Origin of the sequence: Catenuloplanes atrovinosus, from assembly GCF_031458235.1 — a bacterium.
Lineage (GTDB): Bacteria > Actinomycetota > Actinomycetes > Mycobacteriales > Micromonosporaceae > Catenuloplanes > Catenuloplanes atrovinosus.
Map to the genome: position 1 here is coordinate 5,293,136 of NZ_JAVDYB010000001.1, position 16,780 is coordinate 5,309,915.

A 16,780-nucleotide genomic window follows, 5' to 3' on the forward strand; every position below is an offset into this window, starting at 1 on the left:
GGGCGCCGGAAATGCGTTAGATTGTCGTGCAATGTACCGGTCTTCCCCCGGACCGCGGTATGACGAAAACCTTAACGAAGAACGATTCCCCTGTACGGGAGTGAGTCTCTTGTCGCTGTTGCCGGAAACCAGCAGGCGGGTCACCGAGATCGTCACGTCGGCGCAGTCAGCCGGCCGGGTGCCGTCACTGGTGCTCGGCGTCGTGCGGGACCGGGCCCTGGTCTGCTTCACCGGCGCCGGCGAGCAGCCCCGCCCGGACGCGAAGACGCAGTACCGGATCGGCCCGATCACCAAGACGATGACCGCGGCGATGGTCCTCCAGCTGCGCGACGAGGGCGCGTTCTCGCTGGACGACCTGGTCTACCGGCACCTGCCCGGCACCTCCATCGGCGGCGTCACGCTGCGGCAGTTGCTCGCGCACGTGGCCGGCCTGCAGCGGGAGCCGGACGGCGACTGGTGGGAGCGCACCACCGGCGGCGACGTGGACCGGCTCGTCGAGGGGCTGTCGTTCGAGAAGATCGCCTGGCCGCCGTACCGGACGTACCACTACTCCCACCTGGCGTACGGCGTACTCGGCGCGGTGCTCCAGCGGGTGACCGGCGAGACCTGGCCGTCGCTGCTGGCCAAGCGCGTGATCGACCCGCTCGGCATGAAGCGCACCACGTACCACCCGGTCGAGCCGTTCGCCCGCGGGTACGTCGTGCACCCCTGGCACCACACGCTCAGCGAGGAGCCGCGGCCGGACGCGGGCGCGATGGCACCGGCCGGGCAGCTCTGGTCCACCGTCACCGACCTGGCCAAATGGGCGGCGTTCCTGGCCGACCCGGTCCCCACCGTGCTGTCCCGCGAGACCGTGGCCGAGATGTGCGCGCCGGTCGCGATCAGCGACCTCGAGTCGTGGACGCACGGGCACGGCCTGGGCGTGGAGCTCTACCGCGTCGGCGAGCGCGTCTTCACCGGTCACAGCGGATCCATGCCCGGGTACGCCGCGCAACTCACCGTGCACCGCCCCACCCGCACCGGCGTGGTCGCGTTCGCCAACGCGTACACCATGCCCACGCCCGGCGGCCTGCGCGCGGTCAGCACGGACGCGCTCACCGCGGTGCTCGACCTGGAACCGCCGCTGCCCCGGCCGTGGCGCGCCCCCGGCACGCCGCCGCCCGCGGACGCCGAGCCGCTGTGCGGGCGCTGGTGGTGGATGGGCCGCGAGTACGAGGTCAGCTGGCACGGCGAGGCGGCGGAGCTGCGAATGACGTGCGTGACGCTGCCGGGCCGGGACGCCTGGCACTTCCGCCGCGAGCCGGAGGGCCGGTGGCGCGGCCAGACCGGGTCCAACGCGGGCGAGATCCTGCGGCCGATCGCGGACGACGCGGGCGCGGTGTCCGCACTGGACATCGCGACCGCGGTGTTCACCCGCGCTGCTCCCGCGGCACCGTGACGAAGTCGATCAGCCGCTCCATCGAGTTGATCAGCGGGGTCTCCAGGTCGCGGTAGCTGGACACCGACGTGAGGATGCGCCGCCACATGTCCTGCGGCGTGGCGACGCCGAGCGCCTCGCAGACGCCCTCCTTCCACGGCCGCCCCGGCGGGATCACCGGCCACGCGCGGATGCCGATCCGCTCCGGCTTCACCGCCTGCCAGACGTCGACGTACGGGTGGCCGGTGACGAGCACGTACGGCGAGGTCACCGACGCCACGATCCGGCTCTCCTTGGAACCCGGCACCAGGTGGTCGACCAGCACGCCGAGCCGCCGGTCCGCCGACGGCCGGAACTCCGCGACCGCGCCGGACAGGTCGTCGATGCCGTCCAGCGGCTCCACCACCACGCCCTCGATGCGCAGGTCATCGCCCCAGACGCGCTCGACCAGCGTGGCGTCGTGCACGCCCTCCACCCAGATCCGGCTGGCCTTGGCCACCCGCGCCGGCACGTTCGCCACCGCGATCGACCCGGACGCGGTGAGCGTCCTGCCCGCGGCCGGCTGCCGCGGGCCCGGCCGCCGCAGCGTCACGGTCTCGCCGTCCAGCAGGAACGCGGCCGGCTCCAGCGGGAAGTTGCGACGGCGGCCGTGCCGGTCCTCCAGCACCACCGCGCCGTACTCGAACCCCACCACCGCGCCGCAGAACCCGGACGACACGTCCTCGACCACCAGGTCCGGCTCCGCGTCCACCACCGGGATCGTCTTCCGCCGGCGCCGGTTCCCGGCCAGCACGTCGTCCCCATACATGGTCAGGACCGTAACCCGCTCACGTTTGCCGAACCATCACCCACGCCGTGGTCACGTGACGTTCTCGACAGTGCGACGGGCGACATTCGTCGTACCCACGCCGTACCCTCTTCTGCATGTCCCCCACCGCAGGCGCCACGACGCTGGTGGCGCGCCGGTCGACCCGGTTCACGGCCTGGGTGCGCGCCTGGCGTGCCGGCCTGGTCCCGTTCGACGACCTGGCCGAGGAGATCACCACCTTCGCGCCGGACGAGGAGCACCTGGCCGCCGACGCCCCCGGCACCTGGTCCGACGTCCCGCTCGGCACCGCGCTCCCCGCCTTCGCCAAGCTCCACCCCGACGAGATCCGCCTCGTCCTCCCGGTCCCCGGCGACCCCCGCGGCCTCCCCGGCCCCGGCGAGTTCACCAACGCCGCGCTCGCCGCCGGCGAGGGCGTCCTGGCCCGCGGCTTCGGCCTCGTCCCCGAGGTCCGCACGCACACCTCCGGCTCCGGCGTCACGTTCTCCACCGTGCTCTGGCGCTTCCACCCCCTCCCGGACACGGCGCTGCGCGCCTCCCTCACCGAGCCCTCCGCCGCCGAGGCCGAGGCGGACCTGTCCGCCGCGCTCGCGGAGTCCACCACGGCACTGACCCGCCTGGACATCGCGCACTGGCGGCCGGAGCTGGCGGGCGCGCTCGCCGCCATCCGCAAGCCGGACGCGGGCACCGACCTGCCGGCCGGTTTCGACCCGCGGGCCCGCCGGCTGTATGCGCGGGCGGCCGTCCTGGACCGGGTCCTCGCCCTGGCGGAGACGGCGGCGCCGGGCGGCGCGGTCAACAACTTTGAGGCGCAGCAGCGCGATGCGGCGCTGCGGCCCCTGACGACGGCGTGCCGGCGGGCGCTGGTGGCGGCCTGTAACGCGCCGTTGCGGCTTTGACGGCCGGAGATCGCTTTTCCGCTTCCGCCGGGGTCGCTTCCCGCATGCTCGGGGCGGGCACCGGTCCCGCGGTGGTCTTGCGGGCGGTTCCCTGACGGCACTGTCCCGCTGATGTGGCGACGCTGATCGAGGCGCGCGCGCCGTGCCCGGAATCTCATGGGACCGGAGCCGGACCGCGCGACAGGACTGATCTTCGACCGCCACGCTCTCAGGCGGCGGGAGTCGGGACGGCTACAGCAGCGGCTCCACCGGTCGGCGGCGCAGGTGTTCGTAGACGAGGGTGGTGCGCAGTTCGGCCACCGCCCGGTGGGCGGCCAGACGGTCCAGCACCAGCGAGTCCAACGCCCCCGTCCCCGGCACCGCCACGTGCACCAGGAAATCGTCCCCGCCGGCGGTGTGGAAGGCGGCCAGCGTCTCCGGCAGGGACAGGGCCAGGGAGCGGAACTCGTCCACCGCGGCCCGGGTCTTGGGTGACAGGCGGACGCCGATGATGGCCTGCACGGGGCGGCCGATGGCGGGCAGGTCGACCTCGGTGTGGTGGCCGGTGATGATGCCGTCGGCGTGCAGCAGGCGGACGCGTTCCAGGCAGGTGGACTCCGCCGTACCGATGATCCGGGCCAGCTCGCGGTTGGTCTGGCGGGCGTTGCGCTGGAGTTCCGCGAGCAGGCGCCGGTTCACCGTATCGAAATTCGGCACAAAATAGGACTATACCGAGGTGGCGGTGCCGTCCACCTCGATGTCGTCGACCTTGACGTTGACGGCGGAGACGGTGAGGCCGTACTTCTCGACCGCCTCGATGACGGCGACCCGGACGGCCTCGGTGACGTCGGCGACGACGGAGCCGGCCTCGATCACGAGCACCACGTTGATCTCGGCGGCGGTGCCGGTGATCTTCGCGTTGACGCCGCGGGTGGCGTCGCCGACCTTGTCCAGGCCGACCCGGTCGAAGACGGTGTTGAAGAAGCGTGCCACGTCGCCGCCGAGGTCGGTCACGCCGGGCACGGCGCGGGCGGCCGCGGCCGCGATCTTCTCGACGACCTCGTCGTCCACGCTGGTCGTGCCCCGCGTGGCCCCGTTGTCCGCAACGTCGGTCATTGTGTGTATCTCCCCTGGTCCGAAAAGTCCCGGGGCAGCCTACAAGGACCGGTCAGATCTCGTCGATCAGGTCGGCGACGGAGTTGACCACTCGCGACGGACGGTACGGATAGCGGTCCGCCTCCGCCTCGTCCGAGATCCCGGAGAGGACCAGGATGGTGTGCAGGCCCGCCTCCAGGCCGCACAGCACGTCGGTGTCCATCCGGTCGCCGATCATCGCGGTGGTCTCCGAGTGCGCCTCGATGGTGTTCAGCGCGGAGCGCATCATCATCGGGTTCGGCTTGCCCACGAAGTACGGGTCCACACCGGTCGCCTTCGAGATCATCGCGGCGACCGAGCCGGCGGCGGGCAGCGCGCCCTCCACGGACGGGCCGGTCGGGTCCGGGTTCGTGCAGATGAACTTGGCGCCGTCGTTGATCAGGCGCACCGCCTTGGTGATGGCCTCGAAGCTGTACGTCCGGGTCTCGCCGAGCACCACGTAGTCCGGGTCGTAGTCGGACAGGATGTAGCCGACCGCGTGCATGGCCGTGGTCAGCCCGGCCTCGCCGATCACGTACGCCGTACCGCCGGGACGCTGGTCGGACAGGAACTGCGCGGTGGCCAGCGCGGCCGTCCAGATCGCGCTCTCCGGCACCTCGAAGCCCATCCGGGACAGCCGGGCGTGCAGGTCGCGGGGCGTGTAGATGGAGTTGTTGGTCAGGATCAGGAACGGCTTGCCGGACGACCGGAGCCGGTTGATGAACTCGGGCGCGCCGGGCACGGGCAACCCCTCGTGCACCAGCACACCGTCCATGTCGGTCAGCCAGCTCTCCACGGGCTTGCGCTCCGCGCCCATCTGCCTCTCCCTCGGGAAGATCACACCACGGAAGCTCATCGAGCCGGACGCGCCGGCGGCTTGCAGCAGTCCACCGCACAGTAGTCCCAGACCGGAATGCTGCCCAGCCGCCGCCCCGGCGCCGACGCGCAGACCGGCTCCGGCGCGGTGAACGGCGCGCGCGGGCCGTCGGACGGCGGCTCGGACAGTCGCTCGGTCACCAGCTCGCGGACCATCGTGACGTAGCGCGGATCGTGCCCGGGCGTGCCGGCGCGCGCGTAGCCCAGCCCCAGCTCGGCGGCGGTGTCGCTGGCCTCGTTGTCCAGGTCCCAGATCACCTCGAGGTGGTCGGAGACGAACCCGATCGGGCTGACCGCCACGTCCGTCACGCCCTTCTCGGCGAGCGCGGTGAGGTGGTCGTTGATGTCCGGCTCCAGCCACGGCACCTGCGGCGGGCCGGACCGGCTCTGCCACACCAGGTCCCACGGCACGTCCGTGCCGGCCGCGGCGGCGACCAGCGCGGCGGTCTCCTGGAGCTGCGCCTCGTACCGTCCGCCGGTCGGGCCCGCGGTGGCGGCCATCGAGTTCGGGATGGAGTGCGCGGTGAAGACGATCCGGGTGGAGTCGCGGCGCGCCGGGTCGAGCCGGCCGAGCGCGTCGCGCAGCGCGTCCGCGTGCGGCTCGACGAAGCCGGGGTGGTCCCAGAACTGGCGCAGCTTGTGCACCTGCGGCGCGCCGTCGCCCACCACGGCCTGCGCCTTGGAGATGTCCTCCCAGTACTGCCGGCAGGACGAGTAACCGCCGTACGCGCTGGTCGCGAAGCCGAGCGCGGTGCGGATGCCGTCCGCCTTCATCCGGGCGAGCGTGTCCGCCATCATCGGATGCCAGTTCCGGTTGCCCCAGTAGACCGGCAGGTCCACCCCGTTCGCCGCGAAGTCCGCCTTGATCGCGGCGATCAGGTCGCGGCACTGCTGATTGATCGGGGAGACGCCGCCGAAGTGCAGATAGTGCTCGGCGACCTCGAGCAGCCGCTCACGCGGCACCCCACGGCCGCGCACCACGTTCTCCAGGAACGGCATCACATCATCGGGGCCCTCGGGCCCGCCGAACGACATCACCAGCAACGCGTCGTAACCCACGGCCCCAGTCTGCCCGCTCCACGCGGACCGCGAGGCGTCAGCCCCCTGGAAACGCGACCAACACAACACCAAATCATCAGCGGGTACGGGTACCCGTACCCGCTGACGCGGTGTGGGGTCTCAGGCCCCGATGGCGTGGTAGCCGCCGTCGACGTGCACGATCTCACCGGTGGTGGCCGGGAACCAGTCGGAGAGCAGCGCCAGGATCGCCTTCGCGGCCGGCTCCGTGTCGTAGAGGTCCCACTTGATCGGGGCCCGCTTGGTCCACTCGTCCTCGAACTGATCGAAGCCCGGGATCGACTTGGCCGCCATCGTGCGCAGCGGGCCGGCCGAGACCAGGTTGCTGCGGATGCCCTCCTTGCCGAGGTGCAGCGCCAGGTAGCGGTTCGCCGACTCCAGGCCCGCCTTCGCGACGCCCATCCAGTCGTAGACCGGCCAGGCCACGGTCGCGTCGAAGGTCAGCCCGACGATGCCGGAGCCCGGGCCCATCAGCGGCTGGCAGGCCTTGGCGAGCGCCGGGTACGAGTACGTGGAGACCTGCACGGCCGTGGCCACGTCCTCCCACGGCGCGTCCATGAACCCGCCGCCGAGGCAGCTCTGCGGCGCGAAGCCGATCGAGTGCACCACGCCGTCCAGGCCGTCGACGTGCTCGCGGACCTTGTCCGCCAGCCCGGCCAGGTGCTCGGAGTTCGACACGTCCAGCTCGATGACCGGCACCGGCTTGGGCAGGCGCTTCGCGGTGCGCTCCACCAGCGAGAGCCGGCCGAAGCCGGTGAGCACGACCTCGGCGCCGGCCTCCTGCGCGAGCTTCGCCGTGGAGAACGCGATCGACTGATCGGTGAGCACGCCGGTGATCAGCAGGCGCTTGCCCTCAAGCAATCCAGACACTGTTCTTTATCCCTCTAGGTGAGTAACTCTCAGTGACCCATGCCCATGCCGCCGTCGACCGGGATGACCGCGCCGGTGACGTAGACCGCGCCGTCGCCGGCGAGCCAGGTCACCACGGACGCGACCTCCTCCGGCGTCGCCATCCGGCCGAGCGGGATCTGCTTGCGGATCTCCGCCTTGCGCTCGTCGGAGAGCACGTCCGTCATCGCGGTGTCGATGAAGCCGGGCGCCACCACGTTCGCCGTGATGTTGCGGGAGGCGAGCTCGCGGGCGATCGAGCGGGCGACGCCGACCAGGCCCGCCTTGCTGGCCGCGTAGTTGACCTGGCCCGGGTTGCCGGACAGCCCGACCACCGAGGAAATGAAGATCATGCGACCCCAGCGGGCGCGGACCATCTTCGGCGTGGCGCGCTTCGCCACCCGGAACGCGCCGGTCAGGTTCGTCTCGACCACGTCGGTGAACTGCTCGTCCGTCATCCGCAGCAGCAGCGTGTCCGCGGTCATGCCCGCGTTCGCCACCAGCACCTCGACCGGGCCGAGCTTCTCCTCGACCTCGGTGAACGCGGCGTCGATCGAGGCCGGGTCCGTCATGTCGCACTGGACGCCGAACAGGTCGCCGTCCGGGGCACCGGTCCCCCGGTGGGTGATCGCGACCCGGTCGCCCTGCTTGGCGAAGGCCTGAGCGATGGCCAGGCCGATCCCGCGGTTGCCTCCGGTCACCAGCACCGTGCGCGCCACGGTCACTCCCTCTGTCGGCCTGCCGGCTGGCAGGCGGTCGGGGGTGAGCCTAGGCGCTACCGATTGGTAAACGGTAACCATCGGTGCCGGTGAGGCGAGTCATACCAGGGTATGAGTTCCGCAGGGGCACGACGCGGGCCGGGTGGGCGCCGTAGCCTGCTCAGATGCTGAGGAGCACCCCGTGGCGCGATCTCGGCCGCCTGCTCGGCGGCCCCGACGTCCCGGCGCCGCCGCCGCGCCCGGGCACGTTCCGCCACCGGGCGCGGCCGTTCGCGGTGCTGCTGCTGGTCCTGCTGGTGGGCGCCGGCACCGCGGCCGGCGCGGCGTACATCCAGTCGGAGCGCGCCGTCTCGGTCGAGCAGTCGATCATCGTGGCCGCGCCCGGCGTGCTGCCGCTGCTGCTGGTGTTCCGGCGTCCGCTGATCGCCTGGCGGCTGACGTACGCGGCGATGTTCGCCGGCGCGCTCTGGAAGAACCCGGCCGAGGACTGGCCGTGGCACCCGGTGCAGAGCATCGTGACGCTGCTGGTGTTCGCGGTCGTCGCGTCCCGGGTCAAGGCCGGCATGGTGTTCTGGATCGGGCTGCTCGCGCTGCTCCCGATCGGCACGTTCACCGGCGACCAGGCCTGGCCCGGCGTGTGGCTGCTCTATCTGGTCGCGCTGGTCCTGGGCGACCAGGTCCGGCGGCGCACCCGCGCGGAGCAGAGCCTGGAGGCGCAGGAGGAGATCACCGACCTGGCCCGGGCGCAGCGCGCGGTGCTGGAGGAGCGGGCCCGGATCGCGCGCGAGATGCACGACGTGGTCGCCCACCACATGTCCATGATCGCGGTGCGGGCGGAGACCGCGCCGTACCGGCTGGCCGAGCTCTCCGACCCGGCCAAGGAGGAGTTCGCCGCGATCGCCGGCGCGGCCCGGGAGACGCTGGCCGACATGCGCCGCCTGCTCGGCGTGCTGCGCACCAGCCGGGAGGAGGACCCGCAGCTCGCGCCGCAGCCGACGCTGGCGGACCTGCCCGCGCTGATCACGGCCGCGTCCGAGGCGGGCATGCCGGTCACGCTGGAGATGGACGAGATAGAGCCGGCGCCGCCCGAGCCGGTGTCGCTGGCCGCGTACCGGATCGTGCAGGAGGCGGTGGCGAACGCGGGCCGGCACGCGCCGGGCGCGGTGGTGCGGGTGACCGTGCGGGTGGAGGAGCAGACCCTGCACGTGACGGTGGCGAACGGGGCGGTGCCGGCCACCGCGGACCCCGGGCCGCGCGTGATCGGCGGGACCGGGCACGGTTTGATGGGGATGCGGGAACGGGCGCAGGCGCTCGGCGGCACGTTCATCGCGATGCCGTCCCGCGGCGGCTTCGAGGTGTCCGCGACCTTCCCGCTCCGTGCCGTGCTGGACCCGGGCGCCGCCCCGACCACCCGTCCCTGACCCGACCAAAGGCTGGCCCTTCTTGATCAAGGTTTTGATCGCCGACGACCAGGCGATGGTGCGCGAGGGGTTCGGCGCGCTGCTGGCCGCGCAGCCGGACCTGCTGGTCGTCGGCTCGGCCGCGAACGGCGAACAGGCCGTGGCCGAGACGCGTCGCCTCGACCCCGACGTGGTGCTGATGGACGTGCGCATGCCGGTGATGGACGGGCTGGAGGCGACGCGGCGGCTGCTGGCCGCGCCCGGCACCGACCGGCCCAAGGTGCTCATCCTGACCACGTTCGACCTGGACGACTACGTGTTCGAGGCGCTGCGCGCCGGGGCCAGCGGGTTCCTGCTGAAGGACGCGCCCGGCGCGGACCTGGTGCAGGCGGTCCGCGTGGTCGCGGCCGGCGAGGCGCTGCTGGCCCCGTCCGTGACCCGGCGGCTGATCGCGGAGTTCACCGCGCGCCCGGCCCCTCGCGAACGGACGCGGCCGACCGCGCTGCACGCGCTCACCGCGCGGGAGACCGAGGTGCTGCGCCTGATCGCGCGCGGGCGGTCCAACACGGAGATCGCGGCCGATCTGGTGGTGGCGGAGCAGACCGTGAAGACGCACGTCAGCCGCATCCTGAGCAAGCTCGGGCTCCGTGACCGCGCCCAGGCGGTGGTGCTGGCCTACGAGACCGGGCTCATCTCCCCCGGCGAGTGATCGGCGTGCTGCCACTCCGGCGGTAGTGAACGGATCACGGCGGCGTCACGTACCCCCGGAGAGCCAGTCGAAAGGCGGCTCCGGGGAGTGATGTGAGGACGGCGGCCGAGACCGCACAGTGTCCTCCCCAGCGAGGAGAGGACCGCCATGACGGGACGCACGTTGATGACCGCCCTGGTCGCCGTGGTGCTGTGGGCGAACCTGCCCATGTCGCCGGTGCACCGGCCCGGCCAGGTCCGGCCGCGGCTGGCCGCCACGATCTCCGGGACGCTCGCCGGCTGCGCCACGCCGCACGAGTGCGCGCTGCGGATCGACCGGCTCTACGCGGCCAGTGCGGCATCGATGCGCGCGGCCGGGCAGCCGTACGCGTCCTGGGCCGGCCGGTCCTTCCTCGGCTTCGACCGGCGCGGCGACGGCCAGGCCGTGGAGGTCATCGGCGACCTCGCCACCGCCGAGCGGATCACCGTGGTGGTGCCCGGCGTCGCCACCACGCTCGGCACCTTCACCGACGGGCTCGGCCACGTCACCCGGCGCGCGCCCGCGACACAGGCCCGCGCCGTGTACGACGCCGCGCTGGCCCACGACCCGGGCGCGCGCGTCGCCGTGATCGCCTGGCTCGGCTACGACCCGCCGGACGGCATCGGCGTCTCGGCCGCGCGCGAGGAGGTCGCCCGCTCCGGCGCGCGCTCGCTCGGCGCGCTGCTCTCCGCGCTGAACCCGGACGTGCCGGTCACGCTGATCGGTCACAGCTACGGCGCTATCGTGGCGGGCTTGACCGTCCGGTCCGGCGCGCCGACCGTCACCGACGTGATCGCGCTGGGCGCGCCCGGCATCGGCGCGGAGCACGCCACCGATCTCCCGGGGGTACGGGTCTGGGCAGCCAGGGCGGACTCGGACTGGATCGGTCGGGTGCCGGCCGTGCGGCTGCTCGGTTTCGGTCACGGCACGCCGCCGGCCGCCCCGTCGTTCGGCGCGCTGCCACTGCCGGTGTCACCCGAGACCGAGCACGACGGCTATCTCACGGCCGAATCGCCCACGCTGCCGGCCGTGGCCGCGCTCGCGCTGCCCACCGTGGCCGCGCACTAACACGTCACGATCGGGTTGCGGTGACCGTTGTCCATGATCGGACAACGGTCACCCTGCGTACCCAGGGCGCATCGTGACGTATCCCGGACATCGACGGGTTTACCCTCCCCCGTTTGCGGGAACGAGGTTTTCTGAGCTGGTGTTATGCGCGCCGGCGTCCCCTTGCCGCCGATGCGACGTCCACACGCGACACGGCCCCGGAGTTCACCGGATGGTCAAACACGGTCGTGCGTGACGGGTGTAGGGTGGCCCTCGGTTCGGGTCCGGAAACGACTGCGGGAGGTGATTGCTATGCGAGATAGCGATCCCCCCAGTCATAGCCGGGCCACCCGTCAGTTCCGCTGACGCCGCTCCCGGCGTCTCCATCCAGCGACTGACCCGGTGACCGCTTCCTGAGACTGCACGCCCCACCCCTCCGAGGGCCCGGGGCCTCCGTCCGTGCGCGTGTCGCGCCGCACACGGACGCCGGGAGCGTGTGCGCGTTTCTCTCCCCTCGCCCACCCGCCATGGGCGCGGACCATCACCGGAGACACCACCATGAGCCGTTACGTAGCCCCGCTCGGCCTGATGCTCGCCACCGCCTGGGTCGTCACCCTTTTCGTCCTCGCCAGCGGCACCACCAGCTGATCCTCACGCCATGGGTGCGGCACCGATCGACGCTCTCGTCACGCGTACGACAACACCAGTCGGCACCCTCCGCACGCCCGCAACGACGCCCTCTTCCCGCGTGCGACGGCAATCGCTTGATCCTCTCGGCGCGCAGGCGACAGCAACCACGTGGTCCCTTCGCCGCGCGCGCGAAGCAACCACGTGGCCCCATCGCCGCGCGCGAAGCAACCACGTGGCCCCATCGCCGCGCGCGCGAAGCAACCACGTGGCCCCATCGCCGCGCGCGGCGAGGGGACCAGTTGGCCTACAGCCGCGCGTGCGGTCGGGATGCGCGGCTCCGACCGCCGGCACGATCCCGTCGTGGTTGCGTCGATCGGGGATACACGAGCGATATTGCCGACGCCGAAGCTTGGCTGGCCGCTCGGCCTCCGGCCGCTCGCAGGTCAGGACGACGACCGCCGTCGGTCGCACGGTCGTCTGTTTAGGGTTTCTTTCCGCTCGGGCTCGTCCCGCGCACATCGCCTAGTTCTTCCTAGGAGGCTAGCCTCATTCCGGTGGCGATCCGCCGGGCCAGCAGGCCACCAGAACCGCGGGTGACCAGACCGCCAGACCGCCAGACCACCAAGTCGCCATATAGGCGAACCGGCATACCGGCCAACAGATTTGCGGTGCAGGCGGCAGAGCGGCCGGCGCGCGGCAGGCGGCCGGCGCGCGGCAGGCGGCCGGCGCGCGGCAGGCGGCAGGCGGCCGGCGGGCACGGCCGGCGGGCACGGCCGGCGGGCACGGCCGGCGGGCACGGCCGGCGGGCACGGCCGGAAAGCTTCGAACCGCCAATCTGCGGGAGTCGCAGGAGCGGCAGGCGGGAAATGCCAAGGCGCCAGGCCGCCAGAGCTACAGACCGGCAGACATGAGGCCGCCCAGGAACGCCGCCACAGAATGCCGCCCGAGAATCAGGCCGGCAGACCGCCGGACCGCAAAAGGCCGATCGGCAGGCTGAAGGCGGGGCGGAACGAGAGCACGGTGCCTCCGGCGCCCGAGCGGCGTGGGGGCACCGTGGACGGGTGGCCGGGGAGGTTACGGGAGGCGGGAGGACCAGAGGAGGCTGCAGACGGCGGCGACCAGGCCGAGGAGGAGGGCGAAGCCGGCGTACCACTGGGTGACCTCGCGAGGTTCGATGCGGTAGCCGATGGAGCTGCCCATGTCCTCGTAGACCTGCTTCAGCTCGGTGACCGAGGCGGCCTCGTAGAAGTAGCCCTTCGTGGCCTCGGCGAGTTGGGCCAGTGAATACCGGTCGACCGGGACGGGCTGGAGGTCGCCGCCGATGTCGACGATGCCGCTGTCGGTGCCGAAGGCGATGGTGGAGACCGGGACGTTGGCGGCGACGGCGGCGGAGCCGGCCTCCTCGATGGAGCGGCCGGAGGTGCGGTAGCCGTCGGAGAGCAGCACGATTCTGGCGGGGGGTGCGCCGTCGGCGCCGTCGGCGGGGACGGAGCGGATGGCGTCGAGGGAGGTGAAGACGGCCTCGCCGGTGGCGGTGGCCTCGGCGAGCGTGAGGCCGTCGATCGCGGAGATCACCGAGGAGCGGTCCTTGGTGGGGGCGACCAGGACGTTCGCGGACTTGGCGAAGGAGACCAGGCCCACGTTGAACGACTCGGGCAGTTCGCCGACGAACTGCTTCGCGGCGACCTGCGCGGCCTCCAGGCGGTTCGGTGCCACGTCGTCGGCCTGCATGGAGAGGGAGACGTCCATGGCGAGGATGATGGTGGCCCGCTCCAGCGGCTTCTCCGTGTCGACCGACGGGCGGCCCATGCCGAGCGCGAGCGTGAGCAGCGCCAGCAGGAACGCGGTGGGGCCGATGTGCTTGCGCCAGCCGAGCCCCTTGGGCGCGAGCGTGCGCAGCAGCTCCACGTTGCTGAAGCGCACCGCGACCGTGCTCTTGCGCAGTTGCCGCCACACGTAGGCGCCCGCGGTCGCGAGCACGGGCAGGAGCAGCAGCAGCCAGTACGGTTCCAGGAATCGAATCATCGCGTCGTCCCTCGGGTCCGGGCGTGCCGCTGGGCGGCGACGAAGCGGACCATGTCGAGCAGCCAGTCGGAATCGGTGCGCAGCCGGAGGTGGGCCGCGCCGGCGCCGCGGAGCGCGGACGCGATGGCCGCGCGCTGGGCGGCGGCTCCCTCCGCGTACCGCCGGCGCAGTTTGGGGTCTGAGGTCTGGACCTCGTGCACGGCACCGCTCTCCGGGTCGACCACGGCGAGCACGCCGACGTCGGGCAGTTCGAGCTCGCGCGGATCGACGATCTCGATCGCCAGCACGTCGTGCCGCACCGCGAGCTTCTTCACCGGCCGGACCCAGGTGGACGGGTCGGACATGAAATCGGAGATGATCACCGCGACGCCACGGCGGCGGGGCGGCTTGTTGAGCAGGTCGACCAGTTCGCCGAGGGACGAGCGGCCGGGCGCGCTGGGCAGCGCGGCGACGCGCCGGAGCAGGCCCTGCGCCTCCTTGCGGCCGGGCCGCGCCGGGATGCGCTCGGTGCTGCCGCCGGTGCCGACGACGGCGCCGAGCCGGTTGCCGCCGCGGACCGTGAGGTGGCCGACCGCGGCGACGGCCGCGACCGCGAGGTCGCGCTTGAGCCAGCGCGCGGTGCCGAAGTCGAGGCTCGCGGAGAGGTCCAGCGCGATCCACGTCTCCAGCTCGCGGTCGGCGACCGTGCGGCGCACGTGCGCCACCGTGGTGCGCGCGGTGACCGGCCAGTCCATCCGGCGTACGTCGTCGCCGGGCGTGTACTCCCGGGACTCGCCGGCCTCGGTGCCGGGACCGGGCAGCAGGCCGGCGTAGTCGCCCTGCAGCAGGCCGTCGAGTTTCCGGGTGACCAGCAGCTGCAGTCGCGAGAGGACCGCTTCGGATCGCGTCGACTCGGCCGGCGCGAAGCCCCGGATCATCCGATCACCTGGCCCCCGGCCAGCCGGCCGGCGTGGTCGCGGGGCCCGGCGTGGCGCCCTGGCGCGGGGTGACCGTGGGCAGCGGCACGGTCGCCATGATCCGGGCGACCACGTGGTCGGCCGGCACGTCGTCGGCGAGCGCGTCGTAGCTGAGCACCAGCCGGTGGCGCAGGATGTCCGGCGCGATGTCCTGCATGTCCTGCGGCAGCGCGTAGTCACGGCCGCGCAGCAGCGCCAGCGCGCGGGTGGCGCGGACGATGCCGAGCGAGGCGCGCGGGCTGGCGCCGTACTGGATGAGCCGGGCCACGTCCTGCATGCCGTGCGCGGCCGGGTCGCGGGTGGCGAGCACCACACGGACCGCGTAGTCGATCAGCGCGTTGTGCACGAAGACCTGGTCGGCCTTTTGCTGAAGCTTGATCAGGTCGTGCGGCGTGAAGATCGGCATCGGCTCGGGCGCGCTCACGCCCATCCGGTAGACGATCTCGCGCTCCTCCGCGTCCGTCGGGTAGCCGACCACGATCTTCATCAGGAAGCGGTCGCGCTGCGCCTCGGGCAGCGGGTAGACGCCCTCCTGCTCGATCGGGTTCTGCGTGGCCATGACCAGGAACGGGTGCGGGACGCGGTGGCTCTCGCCGCCGATCGACACCTGCTGCTCGGCCATGACCTCCAGCAGCGCGGACTGCACCTTGGCGGGCGCACGGTTGATCTCGTCGGCGAGCAGGAAGTTCACGAACACCGGGCCCAGCTCGACGTCGAACTTCTCACTGGACTGCCGGTAGATCCGGGTGCCGACGATGTCCGCCGGGACCAGGTCGGGGGTGAACTGCACGCGGGAGAACGTGCCGCCGACGACCTTGGCCAGCGTCTCGACCGCGAGCGTCTTGGCCACGCCCGGCACGCCCTCGATCAGGCAGTGGCCGCGGGCGAGCAGCGCCACGAACATCCGCTCGATCATCCGGTCCTGGCCGACGATGACGCGCTTGACCTCGAAGAGCGCCCGCTCGACCTGGGTGGCGTCCTGCGCCGGCGTCGTGCCCGCGGGCGCCGGCGCCGCGTCGGCGGCGGGCTCCGGAGCGCTGGCGGAAACGGGCACCTCGGGCGTGGTCTCTTCGGCCACCGGTCCTCCACAACGTGGGACTACGGGTTTCTCTTTGATCAAAGGCTAGTCCGCGGGACACACCAAGCGTGACACGTCCCGATTCCGGCCGCTTCAGACAACCACACTTGCCTGACACGGAGCTGGGAGTACGCCGGGAGTACGTCGAGTCCCGCGGAGGGTGGGTGGACAGGTGCCACGGTCCCGTGTGTACCATTTCAGCCGTCGCCGGGCGGCTTCCCCCGTGGCCGCCCGGCGACCCATCAGACGCACCGTGCCCCGCCGGGCTTCAGGTGTCGCACCCGACGCGGGGGTCCCATGACAGCGCCCGAGGAACCCATCTGTTCGGCCAAGGGCTGCAAAGCGCCCGCGACCTGGCGGCTGTTGTGGAACAATCCCGCGCTGCACCCGCCGGACCGCCGCAAGACGTGGCTGGCCTGCGACGATCACCGCGAGCACCTGTCCACCTTCCTCGACGCCCGCCGCTTCCTCCGCGACGTCGAGCCGTTCTGACCCGTTCCGGCCAGTGACGCCGGGAACGCGGGGCGCTTCGGGCGCGACGCGCGTGGGCGCGGCGACTACCGTGGATGCCGTGACTGAGACGCCCGCACCCCCGGACAGCGGCGAGGTTCGCATCAACGCGCTGGAGCCCTGGCCGGACACGGTCGAGTGGAAGCCGGTGTCCCCCAGCCTGATCCGGGTCGAGTTGGTGCGCCTGGCGATCTGGCTGGTCATCCTGCTGGCCGCGCTGATCACCGGCTGGCTGCTGGTCGGCCACTGGCTGTTCGGCGCCGGCGTCGGGCTGGTGCTCCTCTTCGGCGCGTGGCGCGCGTTCGTGATCGGCCGGGCGGTGCGCGCCTGGGGCTACGCGGAGCGCGAGCGCGACCTGCTGGTGCGGCACGGGCTGCTGGTGCGCCGGCTGTCCATCGTGCCCTATGCGCGGATGCAGTTCGTGGACGTGACCGCCGGCCCGCTGGAGCGCTCGTTCAACCTGGCCACCGTGCAGCTGCACACGGCCGCCGCGGCCAGCGACGCGAAGGTGCCGGGCCTGCGGCCGGCCGAGGCGTCCCGGCTGCGCGACCGGCTGACCGCGCTGGGCGCCGACCGCGCCGAGGGCCTGTGA

General features: G+C 72.4%; 17 protein-coding genes. 7 read left to right on the forward strand and 10 right to left on the reverse strand.

What is annotated here, in order from left to right; all coding sequences use genetic code 11:
* Positions 1-109: 109 nt before the first annotated feature.
* On the forward strand, positions 110-1,438 hold the full coding sequence (locus J2S41_RS23450) for a serine hydrolase domain-containing protein (RefSeq protein ID WP_310376474.1): 1,329 nt from the start codon (positions 110-112) through the stop codon (positions 1,436-1,438).
* On the opposite strand, the gene J2S41_RS23455 is transcribed toward J2S41_RS23450, so the two are convergent.
* Entirely contained in the window at positions 1,410-2,225 is an 816-nt protein-coding gene (locus tag J2S41_RS23455; protein WP_310370524.1) for a DUF3097 domain-containing protein, read from the reverse strand. The genes J2S41_RS23450 and J2S41_RS23455 overlap by 29 nt on opposite strands.
* Positions 2,226-2,341: 116 nt before the next feature.
* On the opposite strand from J2S41_RS23455, the gene J2S41_RS23460 reads away from it, so the two are divergent.
* On the forward strand, positions 2,342-3,142 hold the full coding sequence (locus tag J2S41_RS23460) for an Rv1486c family protein (RefSeq protein WP_310370526.1): 801 nt from the start codon (positions 2,342-2,344) through the stop codon (positions 3,140-3,142).
* A gap of 231 nt (positions 3,143-3,373) precedes the next feature.
* Here J2S41_RS23460 and J2S41_RS23465 read toward each other — a convergent pair whose 3' ends face one another.
* From J2S41_RS23465 to fabG, 6 genes are all read right to left on the reverse strand, one after another.
* A complete protein-coding gene (locus tag J2S41_RS23465; protein WP_310370528.1) occupies positions 3,374-3,838 on the reverse strand; it encodes an Lrp/AsnC family transcriptional regulator in 465 nt (154 codons plus the stop codon).
* A 9-nt stretch (positions 3,839-3,847) separates the two neighbouring features.
* Entirely contained in the window at positions 3,848-4,237 is a 390-nt protein-coding gene (locus tag J2S41_RS23470; protein ID WP_310370531.1) for an Asp23/Gls24 family envelope stress response protein, read from the reverse strand.
* 52 nt (positions 4,238-4,289) lie between these two features.
* Positions 4,290-5,072 carry an HAD-IIA family hydrolase gene (locus J2S41_RS23475; protein ID WP_310370533.1) on the reverse strand — a complete coding sequence of 261 codons (783 nt, stop codon included), beginning with the start codon at positions 5,070-5,072 and terminating at the stop codon, positions 4,290-4,292.
* 35 nt (positions 5,073-5,107) lie between these two features.
* Positions 5,108-6,190: a ferrochelatase gene (locus tag J2S41_RS23480; protein WP_310370535.1), complete on the reverse strand. Its 1,083-nt coding sequence runs from the start codon at positions 6,188-6,190 to the stop codon at positions 5,108-5,110.
* 120 nt (positions 6,191-6,310) lie between these two features.
* On the reverse strand, positions 6,311-7,078 hold the full coding sequence (gene fabI / locus J2S41_RS23485; protein WP_310370537.1) for an enoyl-ACP reductase FabI: 768 nt from the start codon (positions 7,076-7,078) through the stop codon (positions 6,311-6,313).
* A 29-nt stretch (positions 7,079-7,107) separates the two neighbouring features.
* Positions 7,108-7,815, reverse strand: a complete 708-nt coding sequence (gene fabG, locus J2S41_RS23490; RefSeq protein ID WP_310370539.1) for a 3-oxoacyl-[acyl-carrier-protein] reductase — start codon at positions 7,813-7,815, stop codon at positions 7,108-7,110.
* 164 nt (positions 7,816-7,979) lie between these two features.
* Between fabG and J2S41_RS23495 the strand changes: the two genes are divergently transcribed.
* From J2S41_RS23495 to J2S41_RS23505, 3 genes are all read left to right on the forward strand, one after another.
* Complete coding sequence (locus J2S41_RS23495) at positions 7,980-9,236, forward strand: sensor histidine kinase (RefSeq protein WP_310370541.1); 1,257 nt, start codon at positions 7,980-7,982, stop codon at positions 9,234-9,236.
* Between the two features lie 22 nt (positions 9,237-9,258).
* On the forward strand, positions 9,259-9,924 hold the full coding sequence (locus tag J2S41_RS23500) for a response regulator (RefSeq protein WP_310370542.1): 666 nt from the start codon (positions 9,259-9,261) through the stop codon (positions 9,922-9,924).
* Between the two features lie 147 nt (positions 9,925-10,071).
* On the forward strand, positions 10,072-11,010 hold the full coding sequence (locus J2S41_RS23505) for an alpha/beta hydrolase (RefSeq protein ID WP_310370544.1): 939 nt from the start codon (positions 10,072-10,074) through the stop codon (positions 11,008-11,010).
* Positions 11,011-12,693: 1,683 nt separating this feature from the next.
* On the opposite strand, the gene J2S41_RS23510 is transcribed toward J2S41_RS23505, so the two are convergent.
* The 3 genes from J2S41_RS23510 to J2S41_RS23520 are packed head-to-tail and all read right to left on the reverse strand — an operon-like array spanning position 12,694 to position 15,678.
* Positions 12,694-13,644 (reverse strand): VWA domain-containing protein, encoded by a 951-nt coding sequence (locus J2S41_RS23510; protein ID WP_310370546.1) that lies wholly within the window; start codon positions 13,642-13,644, stop codon positions 12,694-12,696.
* Positions 13,641-14,561 carry a DUF58 domain-containing protein gene (locus J2S41_RS23515; RefSeq protein ID WP_310370548.1) on the reverse strand — a complete coding sequence of 307 codons (921 nt, stop codon included), beginning with the start codon at positions 14,559-14,561 and terminating at the stop codon, positions 13,641-13,643. Before J2S41_RS23515 ends, J2S41_RS23510 begins: the two co-directional genes overlap by 4 nt.
* 4 nt (positions 14,562-14,565) lie before the next feature.
* A complete protein-coding gene (locus J2S41_RS23520; protein ID WP_374728153.1) occupies positions 14,566-15,678 on the reverse strand; it encodes an AAA family ATPase in 1,113 nt (370 codons plus the stop codon).
* Positions 15,679-15,975: 297 nt separating this feature from the next.
* On the opposite strand from J2S41_RS23520, the gene J2S41_RS23525 reads away from it, so the two are divergent.
* Both J2S41_RS23525 and J2S41_RS23530 read left to right on the forward strand, forming a co-directional pair.
* Positions 15,976-16,170 (forward strand): acetone carboxylase, encoded by a 195-nt coding sequence (locus J2S41_RS23525; RefSeq protein WP_310370549.1) that lies wholly within the window; start codon positions 15,976-15,978, stop codon positions 16,168-16,170.
* Positions 16,171-16,240: 70 nt separating this feature from the next.
* On the forward strand, positions 16,241-16,780 hold the full coding sequence (locus tag J2S41_RS23530; protein WP_374728154.1) for a PH domain-containing protein: 540 nt from the start codon (positions 16,241-16,243) through the stop codon (positions 16,778-16,780).